The organism is Nocardia wallacei (assembly GCF_014466955.1).
GTDB lineage: Bacteria > Actinomycetota > Actinomycetes > Mycobacteriales > Mycobacteriaceae > Nocardia > Nocardia wallacei.
Window position 1 is genome coordinate 5,424,328 of sequence record NZ_AP023396.1, and the last position, 20,117, is coordinate 5,444,444.

Genomic DNA, 20,117 nt, shown 5'->3' on the forward strand with positions numbered 1-20,117 from the left:
GGCGCGGCGATGCGCGCGGTGTGAGTGGGGCGGGGGCGCGAGGAGACCTGGCGTGGTCGAGGGAACGGCGGCCGCTGATCGCAGGAGCGGTGCGGTGAGAACGGTTGCCGGGCCGACGGACCGGGTTGTTGTGATCGGTGCGGGATTGTCGGGGTTGTCGGCGGCGCTGTATCTGGTGGGGGCCGGACGGGCGGTGACGGTGGTCGAGCGGGCCGACCATCCCGGCGGCCGGGTCGGCGTGTATCGCGGGCCCGATTACGAGATAGATTCCGGCGCAACCGTTCTCACCGTGCCCGGACTGATCGATGAAGCCCTGGCCGCGGCCGGGGGGACGGTGCGGGGTCCGCGGATCCACCATTTGGCCCCGGCTTACCGGGCTCGGTTCGCCGACGACTCCACCATCGACGTCCTCGACGATCCCGGCGCGATGGCCGCCGAGGTCACCCGCGCCTGCGGGCCCGAGGAGGCCGACCGCTATCTGCGCCTGCGCGATTGGCTGGGGCGCGTCTACACCGGCGCGTACGGCGAATTCATGGACACCAACTTCGATTCGCCGCTGGACATGATCCGGCTGCCCGCGAAGCGGCGGGCACTGGCCGAGCTGGTCCGGCTGGGCGCGTTCGGACGGCTCGGCGCCCGGGTGCACCGTACCCTGGACGATCCCCGGCTGGCGCGGCTGTTCACCTTCCAGGCCCTCTACGCGGGCCTGGCGCCGGCGCGGGCGCTGGCCGTGTACGGCGCGATTCCGCACATGGACACCTGCCTGGGCGTGTACTACCCGGAGGGCGGCATGCGCGCGATCCCCGCGGCCATGGCCGCCGCCCTCACCGCCGCGGGCGGACGCCTGGAACTGAATACCGAGGTGACGGGCATCGACTACGCCGACGGCCGGGCGCGCCGCGTGCGCGCCGCCGACGGCCGGGCGTTCGACTGCGACGCGGTGGTGCTCACCGCGGACCTGGGTGCGCTGGACCGCTTCGGCATTCACCGCCGTCGGCCGCTGCGTGCCTCGCCCTCGGCCGTCGTCGCGCACGGCACCGTGCCCGCCGAGATCGCCGCCGCCTGGCCGGTGCGGGCGCACCACACCATCGACTTCGGCGCGGCATGGGACGCCACATTCGCCGAGATCGCCGCCCGCCGCGGTCGCGGCCGCCCGATGAGCGACCCTTCGCTGCTGCTGACCCGCCCCGCGCTCACCGATCCGGGTTTGTTCATCGACCGCCCCACCGGCCGCCACGAACCACTGTCGCTGCTGGCGCCGTGCCCGAATCTGTGTGCGGCTCCGTTGAATTGGTCCGAGATCGGCCCCGACTACCTGCGCGATCTGCTCGCTGTGCTGGAACGCCGCGGCTACCGCGGCATCGCCGAACACTTCACCGTCGACCACCTCGACACCCCGCACACCTGGCAGGCCCAGGGCATGCTGGCCGGCACCCCGTTCTCCGCGGCGCACCTGTTCCGCCAGACGGGCCCGTTCCGCACCCGCAACCTCCCCCGCACACCCGGCAATGTGGTGCTCGCGGGCTGCGGCACCACGCCCGGTGTCGGCGTACCGACCACCGTGCTGTCGGGAAAACTCGCCGCCCAGCGCATCACCGGCGACAACCCGCCGCGGACGTCCGCACGACACAACCGGCCCGGCCACGTCGCCTCCGCCTGAGCCGAGTGTGCGGCGGGCGCGTCTTGCCCGCATGACCCGAGTCTGCGGCGGGCGCGTCTCGTCCGCATGATCCGAGTCTGCGGCGGAAGCTTCTCCTCCGCATGATCCGAGTCTGCGGCGGAAGCTTCTCCTCCGCATGATCCGAGTGCGCGGAAGGCGCGTCTCGTCCTCATGACCCGGGTCTGCGGCGGGCGCGTCTCCTCCGCTCGACCCGAGTGCGCGAAGGGCGCGTCTCGTCCGTGTGGCCCTAGTCTGCGGAGGGCGCGTCTCCTCCGCATGACCCGAGTAAGCGGAGGGCAGCGACACGCGGGATGCCGTGTGGTGAAACGGGGACACGGACTCGTCGCGGGGCGCTCCGACGTGATACCGGCCGACCGACGCGCTAGTGTTCCCCGCAACCAATTAAACTAGCGGCCGACCTTGTAGACAGCGGTCCCGACCGCACCGACTTCCCCGGGGGGACCCGACGACCTATGCCGACCCCCGACACGACTACCGCCACCATGGCGGACACAGCGATCACCGAGGCACTGACTCCCGCCGCCCCGGCGGTACCGCGCACCCTGCGCTGGTGGCTGCACTTCTCCGCCGATTTTCTCCGTAGCCCGGAGGGACACGCGGCGCTGCTGGGTTTCTGGGGCGCGCTGATGATCACCTGCGGCGGCCTGGGCGCCGGCGCGGTGCGGCGCAGCGATCCGCTGCTGGAGGCGGCGCACCTGTCCTGGTTGCGGTTCGGGCACGGCTACGCCTTGGCGACCATCGGGGTGTGGATCGGTGTGCTGGCGATGATCGTCGCGTGGGTTCGGCTGGGGCGGATCACGATCGGCACCGCCGAGCGCGGCAGCGCGGTGACGCTCAACGAGTTACGCGCGGTCGTCGGCATCTGGATCTTCCCGTTGTTGTTCGCCGTGCCCATGTTCAGCGCGGACGTCTACTCCTATCTGGCGCAGGGTGCGCTGCTGCGCGACGGCTTCGACCCGTACACGGTCGGCCCGGTGGTGAATCCCGGTGTGCTGCTGGACAACGTGAGCCCGGTATGGACCACCACCACCGCGCCCTACGGCCCGATCTTCCTGCTGCTGGGCAAGTGGATCACCACGGTCACCGGCGACAACGTGGTGGCCGGTACCTGGGCGATGCGCCTGGTGATGCTGCCGGGCCTGGCGCTGATGATGTGGGCGGTCCCGCATCTGACCAAGCACCTGGGCGGCAAACCGACGGTCGCGCTGTGGCTCGCCGTGCTCAACCCGCTGGTGCTGATCCATCTGATCGGCGGCGTGCACAACGAGATGCTGATGGTCGGGCTGATGGCCGCGGGTATCGCACTGGTGCTGGAGCGCCATCACGCGGCGGGCATCGTGGTGGTCGCGATCGGCGTGGCGATCAAGGCGACCGCGGGCGTGGCGCTGCCGTTCCTGGTGTGGATCTGGATGATTCACGAACGGGAGCGGCGGGCGGCCGAGGACAAGGGACCGCTGCCGCATCCGCTGTGGACCTTCGCCAAGATCGGTGGTCTGGGCCTGTCGGTGTTCGCGGTGGTGTTCGCCGCGGCGTCGGCGGTCGCCGGGGTCGGGATCGGCTGGCTCACCGCGCTGTCGGGCTCGAAGAAGATCATCAACTGGCTGTCGCTGCCGACCATCATGGCGCACATGGTGACCTGGGTGACGCCGCTGCGGGTGGAGTCGGTGCTGACCTGGACCCGCGGCCTGTGCGCGGTGGCGCTGGTGGCGATTCTGATCTGGACGTGGTGGCGGTTCAAGCACAGCGAGCGGGAGGCGGTGCTGGGCATCCTGATCGCCTTCGTCGCGATCGTCATCCTCTCCCCCGCGGCCCTGCCCTGGTACTACTCGTGGCCGCTGGCGCTGGCGGCCGGTTTCGCGATGTCGACCACGACGCTGATGGTGCTGGTGGGTCTATGCACCTGGCTGATGCTGGTGTTCCAGCCCGGCGGCGCGATCGGGCTCTACAACCCCGCGCACGTCGTCGCGGCCACGTTCGTCGCGGTGGTGGCGGCGCTGTCGCTGCGGACGGTGGATCCGCTGCGGCTGCGCGCCGACAGCGGCAGAACCCGGCAGTGAGCCCCGGCGGCACGGAGCCGTCGGCCGCCTACCGGCACTGCCGCGCGGTGGCCGCCGCCCACGGCCGCACCTATTTCCTCGCCACCCGCCTGCTCTCCCCCGGGCAGCGCCCTGCCGTACACGCCCTCTACGCCTTCGCCCGCACCGTCGACGACATCGTCGACCACGGCACGAAAGACACTGCCGCCCAACTCGATCTGATCGAGCAGCTGCTACGCGACCGGCTGGCGCCACACCGGTCAGCCACCGCCACGCACGCCGCGCGGCTTGAATGGGAGCCGGTGTTGTGGGCCGTCGGCGACACCATCGAGCGGTACGGCATTGCGCCCGAACACTTCTGGACGTTCCTGGACTCCATGCGCATGGACGTCCCCGGTTCGCCGCTGTTCCGCAACCGCTACGCCACGATGGCGGAGTTGCGCGAGTACATGCGCGGGTCGGCGGCGGCGATCGGGTTGCAGTTGCTGCCCGTGCTGGGCACGGTCGGGCCGCGCGCGGAGGCGGAGCCCGCGGCCGCGGCGCTGGGTGAGGCGTTTCAGCTCACCAACTTCCTCCGCGATGTGGGCGAGGATCTCGACCGCGACCGGATCTACCTGCCCGCCGCCGACCTGGCGGCCTTCGGCGTGGACGACGACCTGCTCCGGCACGGCCACCGCACCGGCCGCACCGACGCCCGCCTGCGCCGCGCCTTGGCCCACCTGATCGCCACGAACCGCGCCCTGTACCGCCGCGCCGAACCCGGCATCGACCTGCTGTACCCGCGTGTACGCCCCGCCATCCGGACCGCCGCCGCCCTGTACGCCGGGATCCTCGATGAAATCGAACGCTCGGACTACGCGATATTCGCCACCCGCGCCGTCGTCCCGCGCCACCGCCGGTTACGGGTCGCCGCAAGCGAATTCACCCCCGCATTCCTGCCTTTCATCGAAACCCGCCGATAGCTACCCCGCGTCCCGGCCTGCCGTAGCTCGGCAGCGAACAGTGCCCACACCACCCCCGACCCTCCTGTAGCCCGGCAGCGAACAGGGCGCAGACCACCGCCGGTCTCGAGGCCCGGCCGTCGAACAAGAGCAGTCGCCTACCACCGCGTCTCTCCCGAGGACCGGCCGACAAACAGAAGCGCGACCGCCTCACCGCCCACCCGCAAACAGACGCACGCCCCGCCCCCGCCCCCCACAGGCCGCCCGACGAACAGACGCAGGCCCGCCGCCGCCCTCACAGCCCACCCGACAAACAGACGCACGACCGCCGCCCTCACGGCCCCGCCCGCAAACAGGCGCACGGCCGCCGCTCTCACAGCCCGCCCGCAAACAGGCGCACGACCGCCGCCCTCACAGCCCGCCCGCAAACAGGCGCACGACCGCCGCTCTCACAGCCCGCAAACAGGCGCACGACCGCCGCCGACCCTGACAGGCCAGGCCCGACGAACAGACGCACGCCGCCGCCGCCCTCACAGCCGGCCGACGAGCACCAGCAGGCCGACGCCTGTCCGTAGGGCGGCTTTCGTTTCCGCGTCAGAAGGGTTCGGCGGCGGCGCGGCGGACGACCTCGCGGGCGAGCGGGCCGTGGATGGCGTCGACGGGGCGGCCGGGGAGGGTGTCGTCTTCGGTGTAGAGCCACTCGAGGATTTCCTCGTCGGTGTACTTCGCGTCGCGCATCACCGTGATCAGGCCGGGCAGGGGCTTCACGACGGCGCCGGTGGCGTCGAAGAAATCCTTCGGGACCCCCGCGACGCCGTTGCGGCGGATCGCGAGCAACTGGTGGTCGCGCAACAGCTGATGCACACGGGTCACGGCGAGACCGAGCTGCTCGGCCACCTCGGGCAGCGGGAGCAGGGTCACCGACTCCGGGACGACATCGTCGCTGCAAGGGAATGCACTCACCCGGACAACGGTAGACCGTTCGTCCCCGCACGTCGTGAGACACCCGGACGGTAACCGCCTATACCATCGACACCAGCCGCCACGGGGGCGGCGTTCGCTTGTCGCAGCCGAGGCGAGAGGTGAGAGCTTTGTGAAAGTCGGAGGACATCAGTTGATCGGCCAGATGCTGGACGGGCGCTACCGCATCGACGCGCCCATCGCGCGCGGCGGCATGTCGATGGTGTTTCGGGGGGTGGATACGCGGCTGGACCGGCCGGTGGCGATCAAGGTGATGGACCCGAAATTCGCCGGCGACCCGCAGTTCCTGAGCCGGTTCGAATTCGAAGCGCGCTCGGTGGCCAAGCTGAAGCACCCGTCCCTGGTCGCCGTGTACGACCAGGGCGTCGACGGTGACCACCCGTTCCTGATCATGGAATTGGTGGAGGGCGGCACGCTGCGCGAGTTGCTGCGCGAGCGCGGTCCGATGCCACCGCACGCCGTGTACGCGGTGGCCGAGCCGGTACTGCAGGCGATCGGGGTGGCGCACGCCGCGGGCCTGGTGCACCGCGACGTCAAACCGGAGAACGTGCTGATCTCCGATGCCGGTGAGGTCAAGATCGCCGACTTCGGGCTGGTACGCGCGGCCGCCGGATCGAACATGACCTCGGCGAGCGTCATCCTGGGCACGGCCCACTACCTGTCGCCCGAGCAGGTCACCGACGGCAATGCCGACGCCCGCAGCGACGTGTACTCCTTCGGTGTCCTGATCTTCGAGATGCTGACCGGTCGCACCCCGTTCACGGGCGACACCTCGCTGTCGATCGCGTACCAGCGGGTCGAGAAGGACGTGCCCAGCCCGAGCCTGCTCATCGCCGGCGTGCCGCCGGAGTTCGACGAACTGGTCGCGCACGCCACCGCCCGCGAGCCCGCGCATCGTTTCGCCGACGCCACCGAGATGGCCGGTGAACTGCGGCGCATCGCCACCGAGCTGCACCTGCCCGCGTACCGGGTACCGGCGCCGAAGGAATCGGCCGAGCACCTGTCCTCGCGATACCGGATCGGCCCGACTCCGGCACCCGCCGCCTCCGCACCGGACGCGACGACCCGCTTCGCCGCCGAACCACCGGCCCCGCAACCGCAGCACACCCGGGTGATGACCGCGACGCAACCGCGGGCCGAGGACTATTCGCCCGACTACCCGAGCCCGCCGCCGCCCCCGCAGCGCTCCTATGCCGACGATTTCCAGGCCGATCGCGACAGATCCCGTCGCCGGATGTACATCTGGGCCGCCATCGTGGTCGTGCTGGCGCTGCTACTCGGCCTCGGCGGCTGGTGGCTCGGCGTCGGCCGCTACGCCGCCGTGCCGCCGATCGCGGGCATGGACACCGACCGCGCGACGGTGGTGCTGCAGAACGCCGGATTCGATACGACGGTGCGCGACAAGGCTTCCGACACCATCCCGGTCGGCGGCGTGGTCGGCACCGACCCGGCGGCCGGCGCCCGGGTCGTCAAGGGCTCCACCGTCGCGGTGCTGGTCTCCAGCGGCAAACCGAAGGTGCCGCAGTTCCAGCCCGGCGAGAATATCGACAGGGTCCGCCAGGCCATCCGCGACGCCGGACTCAAACCGGTCGACAGCGGCGAGAGACCCAGCACAGCACCGAAAGGCACACTGGCACAACTGGATCCGGCTCCGGGCACCGTCCTGCCGATGGAGGCGACGGTGAAGGTGTACCGCAGCAAGGGATCCACGCCGGTGAAGCTGCCGGACGTGCGCGGTAAGACGGTGGACGAGGCTCGCGCGACCCTCGAGCGGGCCGGAATCACGGTGCAGGACACCAGATCCGCGTTCGACGCGCGCATCCAGTCCGGTCAGGTGGCCGGCACCGATCCCGAGGCCGGCACCAGCCTGCTGTCCGGCGCCTCGGTCACCCTGATCGTCTCGAACGCGGTGCGGCTGCCGGACGTGGTCGGCAAGAGCGTGTCGGCCGCCCGCAGCGAACTGGAAGCGCTCGGGCTGCAAGTGGTCCTGAGCAATATCTTCACCGCCAACGACCACGGCACCATCCGCGTCCAGACGCCGATCGCCGGAGCGAGCGTCCAGCCCGGCAGCACCGTCACGCTCGTCGTTCTGCCCTTCTGATCGGCCCGTTGCGGGTCGGTCGCGCCAGTGGCAGATCCGGTCCCACACTCGCCCCGCCGAGCACCTCGGCGACGCTGAGCCCGACGCGCGCCGCGACCAACTCCAACGCCTGTTCCAGCACCTCGTTCGCGCTGGTGCCGACCACCTGCGACTGCTCGAGTCGTCCGATACCACGGGCGATGCGCACCCGGCAGCGCCACACCGAGCGCTCCGATTCCGGCCGTTCGATCACCACCGATACCGGTACCCCGTCGATCACCAGTTCGTGCTGCACCAGGGCGGCCCGCTCTCGTCCCGCGAATCGACCGCGGCCGGAGCCGAGCCGATCGGCGCCGGTCGGCGATTCTCCGGCTACCGTTACCACCTTCATCGGTCCTCCCAGGGCAGGTCTCGCAATCACCGTTGCCACCGGCAACGGATGCCTTAGAACCTAACCCAGCCGACGGAGGTCAGCAACAATTCAGCTAACTTTTAACCCGCTGTCTGCCGTCACGCCACCGCGAGCAGCGGCGTCCCGGTCTCCGGATCGTTGATCGCGACCACGGCCGAGGTGCTGAACACATCCACCGGCATACCGCCGACGCTGGGGCTGATATTCGTGGTGACCTGGGCCGATTCGGCGGACGGGTCGAAACCCCAGGAGATGTTGAAGATCAGCAACCGGCTGCCGTCGCGCAACACCACCTCCGAGGGGACACCGTCGCGGTCGCGATCGCGCAGCAAACGCAGGATGTGGCGATCCGCCGGACCGACGCGCAGGGTTCCGATCTCACGGAAGACGACGTTCAACGCTCGAGGTCCATCGTTCTCACCGCAGCATCTCCGCGACCAGGAACGCCAGCTCCAGCGACTGCTGCGTATTCAGCCGCGGGTCGCACGCCGTCTCGTACCGATCCTCGAGATCCAGGTCCGAAATGTCCTGGGCGCCACCGAGACATTCGGTGACGTTCTCGCCGGTCAGCTCGATGTGCAGACCGCCCGGGTGGGTGCCGAGCGCGTGGTGCACCTCGAAGAAACCCTGCACCTCGTCGACGATGCGATCGAAGTGACGGGTCTTGTAACCGGTGGACGACTCGTGGGTGTTGCCGTGCATGGGGTCGCACTGCCAGATCACCTGATGACCGGTGGCCTGCACCTTCTCGATGATCGGCGGCAGCACGTCGCGCACCTTGGTGTTGCCCATCCGGGCCACCAGGGTCAGCCGCCCGGGCTCGTTGTTCGGGTCGAGCCGCTCGACGTACTCCATCGCCTGCTCCGGCGTGGTGGTCGGGCCGATCTTGAGACCGATCGGGTTGGCCAGCAGTTCGGCGAACGCGATATGCGCACCGTCGAGCTGACGGGTGCGCTCCCCGATCCAGAGGAAGTGCGCCGACAGGTCGTAGAGCACCGGATCGCCCGCGGCATTCTCCGCCAGCCGCAGCATGGCGCGCTCGTAGTCGAGCACCAGCGCCTCGTGACTGCAATAGATCTTCGCCGACTGCAGGCTGGGATCCTGCACGCGGCAGGCGTTCATGAATCGCAGGCCGCGGTCGATCTCCTCGGCCAGTTGCTCGTAGCGGGCGCCGGCCGGGGACTTGGCGACGAAATCGCGGTTCCAGTCGTGCACCTTGTGCAGGTCGGCCATGCCGGCGCCGGTGAGCGCGCGCACCAGGTTCATCGCGGCGCTGGCATTGGCGTAGGCGCGCACCAGCCGCGACGGGTCGTGCTCGCGCAGTGCGGCGTCGGCGGCGATCGAGTTCACCATGTCGCCGCGGTAGGACCGCAGGCCCAGCGCGTCGGTGTCGGACGAACGCGGTTTGGCGTACTGCCCCGCGATCCGGCCGACCTTCACCACCGGCAGGCTGGCGCCGTAGGTGAGGACCACGGCCATCTGCAGCAGCGTGCGGATGTTGCCGCGGATATGGGGTTCGGTGTTGTCCGCGAAGGTCTCCGCGCAGTCGCCACCCTGCAGCAGAAACGCCTCGCCGCGCGCCACCTCGGCGAGGTGCTCACGCAATTCTTCCACTTCGGCGGGCACGCACAGCGGCGGCACGCTCTCCAACACGGTGCGCATCTTCGACGCGAGGTCCGGATCCCACGAGGGCTGCTGCAGGGCGGGGCGCGTGAGCGCGTCGTCGAGTCGCCGACGAAGCTCGGCAGGCAGCGGAGGCAGTTCCGGCAAGCGGTCGATCGGTACGTCGACGGTCCAGTTCACCTGCTCAGGATAATGACCCCGCGCGACCCTGTGGTAACCCGGAGGTAGGGGGCGTGGACGAACCCACTCGCGCGGCCCGTAACCTCGAGAAGCCAGATGTCCGGCCGACCACGAGGGGCGATCGCGCTGAAATACTTTTACGACTGCGAATTCATCGAGGACGGGAAAATCATCGACCTCGTCTCGATCGGCGTGGTCTGCGAGGACGGGCGCGAATACTACGCGGTGTCGAGCGAATTCGACGCCGGCCGGGCCGGGCCGTGGGTGCGGCGCAACGTGCTGCCCAAGCTGCCGTCACCGGCCTCGCCGCTGTGGCGCAGCCGAGCCCAGATCCGGGACGATCTCTACCGTTTCCTGGTGCCGCGGCCGAGTGTGGAACCGCAGTTGTGGGCCTGGGTCGGGGCCTACGACCACGTGGTGCTGTGCCAGCTGTGGGGCTCGATGGTCGATCTGCCCAGCGCGTTACCCCGCTATACCAACGAGTTACGGCAGCACTGGGAGATGGCCGGGCGTCCGCCCTTACCGCCGGTGCCCGCCGACGCCCACGACGCGCTCGCCGATGCCCGCCACAACCTGGCCAAGTACGAGGCCATCGAGGCGTATCGGCGGCGCGAGGCGTCCTAGCTCGTCAACGCAAGCCGTCCCAGCTCACCAGCGCGAGGGGTCTCAGCTCGCCAGCGCGAGGCATCCCAACTCGCCAACGCAAGCCGTCCCAGCTCACCAGCGCGAGGCATCCCAACTCGCCAACGCAAGCCGTCCCAGCTCACCAACGCAAGGCATCCCAACTCGCCAACGCAAGGCATCCCAGCTCGCCAGCGCGAGGGGTCTCAGCTCGCCAGCGTCTCGGGGACTCGGTCGGCGTCCGGGCGGCTGCCCGAGGGCACGCCCTGCTTGAGGCTCGCGGCGTAGACGTCGACGTACTCCTGACCCGACATCCGCATCAGCTCGTACATGATCTCGTCGGTGACGGCGCGCTCGACGAAGCGGTTGCCGCCCATGCCCTCGTAACGGGAGAAGTCGATCGGCGCACCGAATTTGACCGTCACCTTGCGGGGGCGCCACCGGAACGGACCGGGCGGGCACACCTCGTCGGTGCCGATCAGCGCCACCGGGATCACCGGGACGCCGGTCTCCAGGGCGAGGCGTGCCACACCGGTCTTGCCCTTGTACAGCCGCCCGTCGGGCGAGCGGGTGCCCTCGGGGTACAGGCCCACGAGCCGACCCTCACCCAGCAGCTTGCGCGCGGTATTGAGGGCGGACTCGGCCGCGTCGGCGCCGCTGCGGTCGATCGGGTACTGGCCGGTGCCGGAGAAGAAGAACTTCTGCAACCGGCCCTTCAGCCCGGGGGTGGTGAAGTATTCGGCCTTGGCCAGGTAGGTGATCCGGCGGGGGCTCAGCAGCGGAGTGAACAGCCAGTCGGTGAACGACAGATGGTTGCCGGCGAGAATGGCTGGGCCGCTTGTCGGGATGTTCTCCACACCTTCGACCTCGGGCCGGTTGATCAGGTGCAAGAGCGGTCCCACCAGAACGAACTTCAGCAGCCAGTAGAACATCGCGTCCTTTCCCAGTGATCTTGTACGGGACCGGCCTCCTTGCAGGCACCTCCGTCGCTGCCGACTCTACCGCCGCCGCCGAGTTGTGACCAAGCCCGCACGCACGAATTCACACGGCCGGAACTCACACTCGCGAGCCTGCTCGCCGGCACCGGATCGCCGACCGCGACGGCACCGCCCGAGGGCCGCGATGCGCAGGCTCGGCGGTGGTCGGCAAGGCGACCGGTGAGGGTCTCGTGGCGAGCCGTCCGATCCGGGCGCCGCACCCGGCCGATTCGGCACGGCCGCACCCGGCACCCGGACCGGCGCCCGCCGCGAGACACCTCTTTCCCGCCATACCCGCCTCGCGCGCTCCGAACCGCTTGCCGGGGAATCGATTACCGTCGCCGAGTTCCGGTCCTGGCCCCCGGACCCCGGCCCCCGGAGTTCCCCGCCCCCCGCCCCGCGCCACCGTTCGCCTGCGCACGAGTCACCTTGCCGCTGTTCGCCTGTGGCTGCGACGCCTTGACCCCACCCCGCTGCGCGCGAGAACGACCGGCGGAACGCGCCTCCCGATCATCGGTCTCGGAACCGATTCCCTCCTCCGCATCCTCCCCCCGCCCATCCGCCCTACGCCCCGACCCCTCACCCACAGCAACAGCGTCACGCTGCCCACCCGCCACACGCCCCGGCCCCTCACTCACAGCAGCAGCGTCACGCTGCGCACCGGTCGCTCGGCCGGACCGCTCCACCTCGCGCTGCTCAACCGTCGCTCGGCCGGGCTGCTCCACCTCACGCTGCCCACCTGTCGCTCCGCCCGGCTGCTCCACCTCACGCTGCTCACCCGTCGCTCGACCGGACCGCTCCACCTCACGCTGCCCACCCGTTACACGGCCGGACCGCTCGGCTGTCGCGGCGGTCGCACGGGGCGTGCTGGGCCCGTTGTCGACTCCGGTGGATTCGCGGTGGGTGGTGGAGGCGGGTGGGTTCAGGGCCGCGCGGGCCAGTTCCGCCGCGCCGATCATGCCCGCCGCTTCGCCCAGTTGGGTGGTGCGGATGCGGGCGAGGGGGCGGTGGCGGGCGCCGGTGACGGCGGCGGCGTAGTGTTCGCGGGCGTCGTCGAGAAACAGTGCGGCCGAGGAGCTTACGCCGCCGGCGATCACGATCAGGTCGGGGTCGAAGATGTCGCCGACGAACGCCAGGCCCAGGCCGAGCCAGCGGGCGAAATCGGCCATCACCTGCAGGGCCACCGGGTCGCCGTCGTGGGCGGCGCCCGCTACCTTGCGACCGGTCAGCGAGCCCGGATCGGCGAATACCTCGCGCGCCAGGATGGTGGAGCGCATCGGGTCGGTGGCCAGCATCTCGATGGCGGTGTCCACCAGAGCCGTTCCGCTGCAATACCGTTCCCAGCAGCCGCGCTTGCCGCACGGGCACGCCCGGCCCTGCGGCACCACCTGCAGGTGGCCGAGTTCCGGTGCGACACCGTAACTTCCGCGATACAGCCGCCCGTCGACCAGCAGCGCCGCGCCGATCCCCGTGCCGATCGCCACCAGTACGCCGTTGTGCGCGCCCGCCGCCGCGCCGAACCGGTACTCCGCCCACATCGCCGCGTTGGCATCGTGCTCGAGGATCACCGGCAGGCCCAGCCGCTGGGTCAGGCGGTCCGCCACGGCGCTGTCCTCCCACGGCAGATGCGGGGCGAAGCGCACCGAGGACCTGGTCTCGTCGACGAATCCGGCGACCGCGAGCCCCACCGCGCCGATCTCGTGCCGGGACCGCAGCTCGCGCACGGCCCGCGCCAGCCCGTCCTCCAGGGCGCGCGCGGCGTGCGGGGTCGGGGCCTGCACGGTGTCGAGCACCTCGCCGGACCCGTCGACCACCGACGCGCGGATGTTGGTGCCGCCGACATCGATGCCGACGGTCAGCGGGGCCTTCCGCCCGTTCCGGGTCGTCATACCTTGATCTGCACCGGAATCGAGACGTACCCGGGCCGGGTGCCGGACGGCTGTGCTCGCGGATCACCCTGTGGCGCTTCGCTTTCCGGCTCGGGATCCGGCAAGACCGGCTCCACCGGGATCCCCGCCAGCGCCTCGCGCAACACCGTCACGACGGCCGTGCCGTGCTCGGCCAGCGTCGCGACCACATCGTGGTGCTCACCCCGCACCAGCGCGGCCGCCGCGCAGATCGGGCACCAGCTACACCCGTCCCACTCCACCCGGCCGTCGGCAGCGGCCCGCCGCAACACCGGCTCCACCCGCTCCAACAACGTCTCCGCCAACATCCGCAACTCCTCGACCAGCTCCCCCAACTGATCCTCGTGCCGATGCTCCTTCGCCCCCGAAAACCCGCCTGCACCAGAGGCTTCCCCACCCCGAGCCCCCTGCCCGCCACCTCGCGAACCCGAACCCGAAAACCCTCGCGCCCCAGCCGCTTCCCCATCGCGACCATCCCGCTCGGCACCTTGCGCCGCACCCGAACCCGTGGCGGGCCCGCGCCCACCGACCGTTTCGTCGTTCGGTACGCCGCGCCCACTGCGTGAGTCATGGCTTCGCGGATCCGCTGACGAAGTGCCTCGCGGGCGCTCCGATCCACTCGACGCGCTGTCGTCGCGGCCGACCGGGGTGTCACGCGGGTGGGCGCCTGCGCCGCCCGCGGGCGGTGTGGCTTCCGGATCGCGGCGGCGGGTGAACTCACGATCGGGGCCGCCGGGGGTGACGCGGTCGGACCATGGCCTTCTGCGACCGGTGCGGCGGTGGTTGGTGGGCCTGCCGCCCGGGGTGTGGCCGTCGGGATAGTCGTTCATTCCGGAACCTCGTTGGGTGCGCTCATCGCGGCCACACTTGGGGATCGGGGCGGAAGCGGACGATCAGGTGGTCGCCGTCGAGTTCGGCGCCGTCGACCGTGCATCGGCGCAATACCGGGGCCAGGCGCATGCGGCGCCGCACTCCGTCCGCTCCCACGATCAAATCGTCCTCCACTCGTCCCAGTCGCAATGTCGCCGGGTCGACCACGGGTAACCGCATCCGCAGCGTGAACACCGACCGCGGCCCCGCACCCGACTCGAGCCGCACCACCGGCTCGCCGGGACGGGAGTCCGCGATATCGATGTCGCTCGGCTCCGCGGTGTTCGTCGTGTCGCCAAGCATAGGGTCTGCTTCCGGTATTGCCCGGTTCGCGCGCGAATCCACCGCGTACGACAAATCGGTCAGCTGATCGAGCCCGACCGGTTCGGGCCCGCTGTGGTACGACACCGAGACCGGGACGCCCGCCATCCGCCGCCGCAGCTCCTCGATCACCTCCGACTGTTCGGCGCGGCGGGCCTGATACCACCGCACCGCGGGATGCGCCGATTCGGTGTCGGGCACGGGCGGCAGCACCTTGTTCACGATCACCTCGTCCAGGCGCAGGCCCAGCAGCGCCGCGGCCGATCGCACCCGCGCGGTCTCCGCCAGGGCCACCCGCTGCGCACCGGTGATCAGCCGCGCTCCGGTGCGGCCGCGATCGGCCAGCAGATCGCGGACCTCGGCGACGGCGGTCGCGACCCGTTCGGCCGTCACCGCCAGCACCGCGCGCCGCAGGTCCCGCCCACCCGCGCTGAGCGCCCTGGCATGCGCCGGCCACACCCGGTCGAGATAGTTGAGCAGCGTCTCCGGCGCGGTGACCAGGCGCAACATATCGGCCGAGGGCGGGCAGTCGACGACGATCACGTCCCAGTCGTCCTCGTCCGCGAATCCCGCGATCTCGGTGAGCATCAGCAGTTCCTGAACTCCGGGCAGCCCGGTCAGCTCCGCGGGGTCCAGCGTCGACAGGTCGACGCCGTGGTCGTGCGCGCCGCCGTTGCCCAGCAGGCGCAGCACGTCGCGAAAGCGATCCTCCAGCAACTCCAGTGAATCGATCTCGATGACGTCGAGCCCGGGCAGCACCGACGCCACCCCGGCGACGGTGCCCGGGTCGTGCCGGAACCGGAACCCGAGCGCGTCGCCGAGCGAGTGCGCCTGGTCCAGCGAGGCGACCAGCACTCGCTCCCCGGACCTGGTGTGCGCCATGGCCGTCGCGCACGCGAGCGTCGTCTTACCGACCCCGCCCTTGCCGATGAACAATTCGAGGCGGGTCCGTCCCGTCGGCCGGTCCGCCGCCACCGGGCCCGTCAGCCTTCGACCCGCTTCTTGAGTTCCTTGAGCGCCGTATCGGTGATCACCTTCTCGGCCTTGCGCTTGAACATGCCGATCATCGGGATCGTCAGGTCCACGGTCAGCTCGTACACCACCTGGGTGGTGCCGTCGGGCTGATCGATCAGTTCGTAGGTGCCGTCCTGCGCCTTCTGCAGTTCGCCGCTGATCAGCTGCCAGCTCACCGCCTTGCCGTCGGGGCGCCAGGTGTAGGAGAGCAGGTAGGTGTCCTTCACGACACCGGCGTCGAGGACGAAACGCGCGGTGCGGGCACGCCCGTCGGGAAACTTGTCGACGACCTCCACCGACCGCGCCGCGGACACCCACTCCGGATACGACTCCAGGTCGGCGATGACGCTCATCACCCGATCCGACGGCGCGTCGATGATGATCGACCTCTGGGTCCGGTCGGCCATGACTGGCAGCGTTTCCTTTCCGACTCGCGGTGCGGGAGAACAGGTTTCGAGCGACGGAGCGGCTAGCGGAGAGCGATCACGGCGCCGTTCCGGCGGCGCGGCCGGCCTCCAGGCGGGCCTTGATCTCGAACGACATCTTCTTGCCCGCGACCCGCCGGGCCCGGTTGAGCGCCGCCAGGTCGCGCGCCGACAACCGGGACGCGTCACCGGGTTCCGCGTGCAGGAAGTAGTGCAGGATGACGCCGTCCAGGCAGGGCTCCAGCCATACCTCCATGGTGCCGTCCATCGGGCCCGCGACGGTCCAGCGAATTCCCTTGTCGCCGCGGTCTTCCCGGACGTCGAGGGTGAGGTCGGGCCACCACAGCCGCCACCGGCCGCGGTCGGACAGCACCTCGGCCACCGCGGTACCGGGCGCGGCGACGAAGGTCTGATCGGCAACCTGGACAGTGCTCATGCCGGTGAGCCTAACCCACCGGCTACCGGCGGTTCGATCGCACGCTCCCATCCAGCAGCGTGCGCAACCGACCGCCGAGCACGTCCCAGCGCCAGTGTTCGGACACCCACTTCCGACCGGCGGCCCCCATGCGAGCGGCGGCATCGCGGTCGGCGAGGATCGCGACGACGGCGTCGGCGATCTGACTCTGCGAGCGCCCGTCGACCACGTGTCCGGTGCGTCCCTCGCGCACGGTTTCGGGCGCGCCGCCGGAGTCGCCCGCCACCACGGGCACCCCGGTCGCCGAGGCCTCGAGGTAGACGATGCCGAGGCCCTCGACATCCAGACCGGCGCCGCGGGTGCGCGACGGCATCGCGAACACGTCGGCGAGAGTGTGGTGGGCGGCGAGTTCCGCGGCCGGCACCCGGCCGGTGAACACCACGTCGTCCGAAAGATCCAGGGCCTGCGCCAGTCCCCGCAGCTTCTCCTCGTAGGGACCGCCGCCCGCGATCACGAGCACCGCGCCGTCGATCCGATCCTTGATCTCGCGCATGGCGAGGATCAGCATGTCCTGCCCCTTGCGCGGCACCAGCCGGGACAGGCACAGGATGGTCGGCCGGTCGCCCAGTCGGTAGCGGGCCCGAAGTTCTTCTCGCGCTGCCGGATCCGGGCGGAACACCGTGGTGTCGACGCCGGGCGGCAGGTACTCCAGTGCCGCCTGCGGGCCGAACGCGGCCGCGAACCGCCGCCGTGTGTACTTGCTGACGTAGGTGATCACGTCGGTGTGGTCGCCGATCGCCCGCAGCGACTGGCGCGCCGCCGGCAGCATCGACCAGCCCACCTCGTGCCCGTGCGTACTGGCCACGATCCGGTGCGCCCCGGCCCGCCGCAGCAGCGGGGACATCAGGGCCAGCGGTGCGGCCGCGCCGAACCAGACGGTGTCGCACCGCTCGTCGCGCAGCAGTTTCGCGGCCCGCCGCAGCACCAGCGGGGTCGGCAGCATCAGCGTCGTCGGATGCCGGACGACCTGGAACGGCTGCTCGGCATCGAAGCGCAGATGGCTGTCACCGCGCCAGCGCGGCGCGTACACCACCAACTCGTCGGGCGGTAATTGCAGCGCCAGCGCGTGCACGTACGACTGGATACCCCCCGGCCGCGGCGGGAAGTCGTTGGTAACCAGCAGGGTGCGTGCCATGGGCCCCGAGTCTATTGCCGCATAACCGCCCCCTGACCTCGGGGTGGGTGACCGCGAAAACACCTTTGCGCCAAGCACACTCGCCCATGCGGGGAATGGGCCGATGGGTCCCGCCCCACGCGCCGAAGCCGGGACAGCGCTGGTCAGGAGTCGATGCGGGACTCGAGCCAGGCGCGCCAGCGGTCGACGAAGTCGCGGTAGCCGACGCCGAGGCAGGCACGCAGGGTGGCGTCGAGCGCGTCGGCATCCTTCGGACCGGTCGCCACCCGGCGATACAGTTCCACCAGCTTGGGCTCGCCGAATTCGCCCGCCGCGAAGGCGTTCGCGGACCAGGCCTGTTCGTAGGCCAGCGCGGCGTCGTTACCGGCCGTGGGGGCGAAGGTGGCGTCGGCGGGCAACTCGGCGGGTAGTTCGCCGGATCTGGCGCGGGCCGCGAGCAGCGGCGCCTGCTGCGTGAACGACTCGTGCTCGTCACGGCGGGCCGAGTATTCGGCGAAGCCCTCGAGCATCCACTGCGGCGACCCGTCGACGGTCCGTGCCCGCGCGGCGACATGAGTCAGCTCGTGCCGCAACGTATCCCGCAGCCCTTGGGATCCGAGCCTGCGCCCGGCATCCGGCCCGAACACGACACGCTGTCCGGTGGGCCGGGTGCCCGGCAGGAACGGGTCCGCGACCGAGGCCGCCGCGACCGACGGCGACACCATGCCCGTCGCGTGTGTCAGCGCCGCGAATTCCGCCGGCCCGGACGCGATCGCCACCACCGCCGTCTGCGCCCAGTCCGGCCCCCACAGTTCGGTGATCTCGGTGACGGCCGGTCCGATCTCCCGGGCCAGTGTGTCGATGTCGCCGCGCTGGCGCGGATGCCCGAGGACCGCCGACAACCGACCGTCGTCGCCGGAAACCTGCTGTGTCACAACGGGTCCGTAGGACTCCATCACCCGGCGCAGCTCCGCCAGTTGCGGATCGGGGTCGATCGGCGCGGCGGCCTCCGCGATCGCCGGCATCGGCCGCATCCGCGACAGCGCGGCCTTGGGCAGCAGTAGGAGCGCCCCGATCGCCGCGGTCAGGGCGATGATCATCGCGACGGTGGCGACGAACTCGAAGCGCCGCCGCGCCCCGAACCAGCCACGGGCCCGCCCCCAGGCGGTCACCTCGCGGCCCCGACGGCGGCCGAGCGCGTGACCCGCTCTCGCCCGCACGCGGCGCTGTCGTTGTTCCGGCCGTGGCCGGTCCCCCGGTTACTCGCTCGCTCGCTACGCTCGCTCACGCTCACCTCGGTGTGATTACTGCATTCCCATCCAGTATCGACGCGCGGAGTGGTACGGGGTCGAGTCCATCGGAGCCACCGCGACCGGAACGCCGAAGGTCGAGGCGTGCAGCATCAGGCCGTTACCCGCGTAGATGCCCACATGCGAAGCGTCGGAATAGAAGAACACCACATCGCCGGGTTGCAGCTCCTGCCGCCCCACCGGTGTGCCCACTCCCGCCTGCGCCTGGCTGGTGCGCGGCAGGTTGATGCCCACCTGATGGAACGCCCACTGCACCAGGCCCGAGCAATCGAACTGATCGGGTCCGGTGGCGCCCCAGACGTACGGATCGCCGACCCGGGTCAGACCCGCGGCCAGCGCACTGGTGCCGCTGCCGGGAACCAGGCCGCTCAGCAGCCGGTCCCGGTCGAAGCCGGGCGGGAACAACGTGCCCGACAGCGCCGACTTGTCGCCGGCGGACAACTGACCCCACGCCCCGATCACCTGCGCGATGGAACCCTGCAGCTCGGCACGCTTGCGTTCGAGATCGGCGCGAACCGTGTCGGCCTGCTGCGCGGCGGCGCGGGCGGAGTCGGATGCGGTGCGGGCCACCGACTGTGCGGCGGTGGCCGCGTCGGTCGCCTTCTTGTACTGCGCCACCTGTTCGGCGGTCTGGGTGGACATGACGTCCAAGGTCGACATCTGGTCCAGCAGTTGCTGCGGTGAATCGCTGACCAGGACCGAGAACAGCCGGTTGGTGCGCGCGCCCTGATAGGCGGCGACGGCGGTGCGGTCGATGGCCGGTTGGTACTTGCGGACCTCGGCCAGCGCGGCGTCCACCGCACCGGTCGCGCCCGCCAGCTTCGTGTCGGCGTCGCGGGCGACGCCCTGCTTGACCTCGAGATCGGACTGCGCGGCCAGCGCCTGCTGATTGAGCTGCTCGGCCTGATGCGACAGCTCGATCAGCCGCTGCACGGCGTCGCTGGCGCTGGTCGGCTGGGCCACCGGGTCGGCCCCTGCCCCGCCACCGGAGCAGGTTCCGAACACCAAGGCCCCTACTGCCAGTGACCCACCCACCAGGCGTCTGGTTCGGTTGTTGCGGTGCGCTGTCACTGCCTGCCGTGCCCCGTTCTCGCTGACGTCGGATCCGCGGATGACCTGCTATGCGGAGGTGGAACTCACGAAGGTCTC

At 70.6% G+C, this 20,117-nt stretch carries 17 protein-coding genes and 1 pseudogene; 5 read left to right on the forward strand and 13 right to left on the reverse strand.

Annotated elements, in window-relative coordinates; genetic code table 11:
- Positions 1–94 precede the first annotated feature (94 nt).
- From crtI to NWFMUON74_RS23850, 3 genes are all read left to right on the forward strand, one after another.
- Complete coding sequence (gene crtI / locus NWFMUON74_RS23840; RefSeq protein WP_187684025.1) at positions 95–1,660, forward strand: phytoene desaturase family protein; 1,566 nt, start codon at positions 95–97, stop codon at positions 1,658–1,660.
- Between the two features lie 503 nt (positions 1,661–2,163).
- The gene (locus NWFMUON74_RS23845; protein WP_232110556.1) at positions 2,164–3,738 is read left to right on the forward strand and encodes an alpha-(1->6)-mannopyranosyltransferase A; all 1,575 of its coding nucleotides are present in this window, start codon (positions 2,164–2,166) and stop codon (positions 3,736–3,738) included.
- Complete coding sequence (locus tag NWFMUON74_RS23850; RefSeq protein WP_187684027.1) at positions 3,735–4,679, forward strand: phytoene/squalene synthase family protein; 945 nt, start codon at positions 3,735–3,737, stop codon at positions 4,677–4,679. Before NWFMUON74_RS23845 ends, NWFMUON74_RS23850 begins: the two co-directional genes overlap by 4 nt.
- A gap of 573 nt (positions 4,680–5,252) precedes the next feature.
- On the opposite strand, the gene NWFMUON74_RS23855 is transcribed toward NWFMUON74_RS23850, so the two are convergent.
- The gene (locus tag NWFMUON74_RS23855) at positions 5,253–5,621 is read right to left on the reverse strand and encodes an Rv2175c family DNA-binding protein (RefSeq protein ID WP_187684028.1); all 369 of its coding nucleotides are present in this window, start codon (positions 5,619–5,621) and stop codon (positions 5,253–5,255) included.
- 130 nt (positions 5,622–5,751) lie between these two features.
- On the opposite strand from NWFMUON74_RS23855, the gene pknB reads away from it, so the two are divergent.
- A complete protein-coding gene (gene pknB, locus NWFMUON74_RS23860) occupies positions 5,752–7,740 on the forward strand; it encodes a Stk1 family PASTA domain-containing Ser/Thr kinase (RefSeq protein WP_232110557.1) in 1,989 nt (662 codons plus the stop codon).
- On the opposite strand, the gene NWFMUON74_RS23865 is transcribed toward pknB, so the two are convergent.
- From NWFMUON74_RS23865 to NWFMUON74_RS23875, 3 genes are all read right to left on the reverse strand, one after another.
- Positions 7,715–8,110 carry a hypothetical protein gene (locus NWFMUON74_RS23865; protein ID WP_187684029.1) on the reverse strand — a complete coding sequence of 132 codons (396 nt, stop codon included), beginning with the start codon at positions 8,108–8,110 and terminating at the stop codon, positions 7,715–7,717. The genes pknB and NWFMUON74_RS23865 overlap by 26 nt on opposite strands.
- 119 nt (positions 8,111–8,229) lie before the next feature.
- Positions 8,230–8,529, reverse strand: coding sequence for a hypothetical protein (locus tag NWFMUON74_RS23870; RefSeq protein WP_187684030.1), 300 nt, complete (start codon positions 8,527–8,529; stop codon positions 8,230–8,232).
- Between the two features lie 19 nt (positions 8,530–8,548).
- Positions 8,549–9,934: a class II 3-deoxy-7-phosphoheptulonate synthase gene (locus NWFMUON74_RS23875; protein WP_187684031.1), complete on the reverse strand. Its 1,386-nt coding sequence runs from the start codon at positions 9,932–9,934 to the stop codon at positions 8,549–8,551.
- 126 nt (positions 9,935–10,060) lie between these two features.
- Here NWFMUON74_RS23875 and NWFMUON74_RS23880 point away from each other — a divergent pair, with 126 nt between their 5' ends.
- On the forward strand, positions 10,061–10,558 hold the full coding sequence (locus NWFMUON74_RS23880; RefSeq protein ID WP_187689385.1) for a polyadenylate-specific 3'-exoribonuclease AS: 498 nt from the start codon (positions 10,061–10,063) through the stop codon (positions 10,556–10,558).
- A gap of 203 nt (positions 10,559–10,761) precedes the next feature.
- Here NWFMUON74_RS23880 and NWFMUON74_RS23885 read toward each other — a convergent pair whose 3' ends face one another.
- The 9 genes and pseudogenes from NWFMUON74_RS23885 to NWFMUON74_RS23925 form a co-directional block, all read right to left on the reverse strand.
- Positions 10,762–11,487: a lysophospholipid acyltransferase family protein gene (locus tag NWFMUON74_RS23885; RefSeq protein ID WP_187684032.1), complete on the reverse strand. Its 726-nt coding sequence runs from the start codon at positions 11,485–11,487 to the stop codon at positions 10,762–10,764.
- Between the two features lie 968 nt (positions 11,488–12,455).
- Positions 12,456–13,421 (reverse strand): annotated as a pseudogene (locus tag NWFMUON74_RS23890) (ROK family glucokinase); the annotation flags it as partial.
- On the reverse strand, positions 13,418–13,774 hold the full coding sequence (locus NWFMUON74_RS23895; protein WP_187684033.1) for a hypothetical protein: 357 nt from the start codon (positions 13,772–13,774) through the stop codon (positions 13,418–13,420). The gene NWFMUON74_RS23895 and the pseudogene NWFMUON74_RS23890, both read right to left, overlap by 4 nt.
- Positions 13,775–14,291: 517 nt before the next feature.
- Positions 14,292–15,605 (reverse strand): ArsA family ATPase, encoded by a 1,314-nt coding sequence (locus NWFMUON74_RS23900; RefSeq protein ID WP_232110558.1) that lies wholly within the window; start codon positions 15,603–15,605, stop codon positions 14,292–14,294.
- 8 nt (positions 15,606–15,613) lie between these two features.
- Entirely contained in the window at positions 15,614–16,051 is a 438-nt protein-coding gene (locus NWFMUON74_RS23905) for an SRPBCC family protein (protein WP_187684034.1), read from the reverse strand.
- Between the two features lie 76 nt (positions 16,052–16,127).
- Positions 16,128–16,505 (reverse strand): polyketide cyclase / dehydrase and lipid transport, encoded by a 378-nt coding sequence (locus NWFMUON74_RS23910; RefSeq protein WP_187684035.1) that lies wholly within the window; start codon positions 16,503–16,505, stop codon positions 16,128–16,130.
- A 22-nt stretch (positions 16,506–16,527) separates the two neighbouring features.
- Entirely contained in the window at positions 16,528–17,679 is a 1,152-nt protein-coding gene (locus tag NWFMUON74_RS23915) for a glycosyltransferase family 4 protein (protein ID WP_187684036.1), read from the reverse strand.
- 143 nt (positions 17,680–17,822) lie between these two features.
- A complete protein-coding gene (locus NWFMUON74_RS23920; protein WP_232110559.1) occupies positions 17,823–18,878 on the reverse strand; it encodes a hypothetical protein in 1,056 nt (351 codons plus the stop codon).
- Between the two features lie 84 nt (positions 18,879–18,962).
- Positions 18,963–20,003, reverse strand: a complete 1,041-nt coding sequence (locus NWFMUON74_RS23925; RefSeq protein ID WP_232110560.1) for an NlpC/P60 family protein — start codon at positions 20,001–20,003, stop codon at positions 18,963–18,965.
- Between the last annotated feature and the right edge of the window lie 114 nt (positions 20,004–20,117).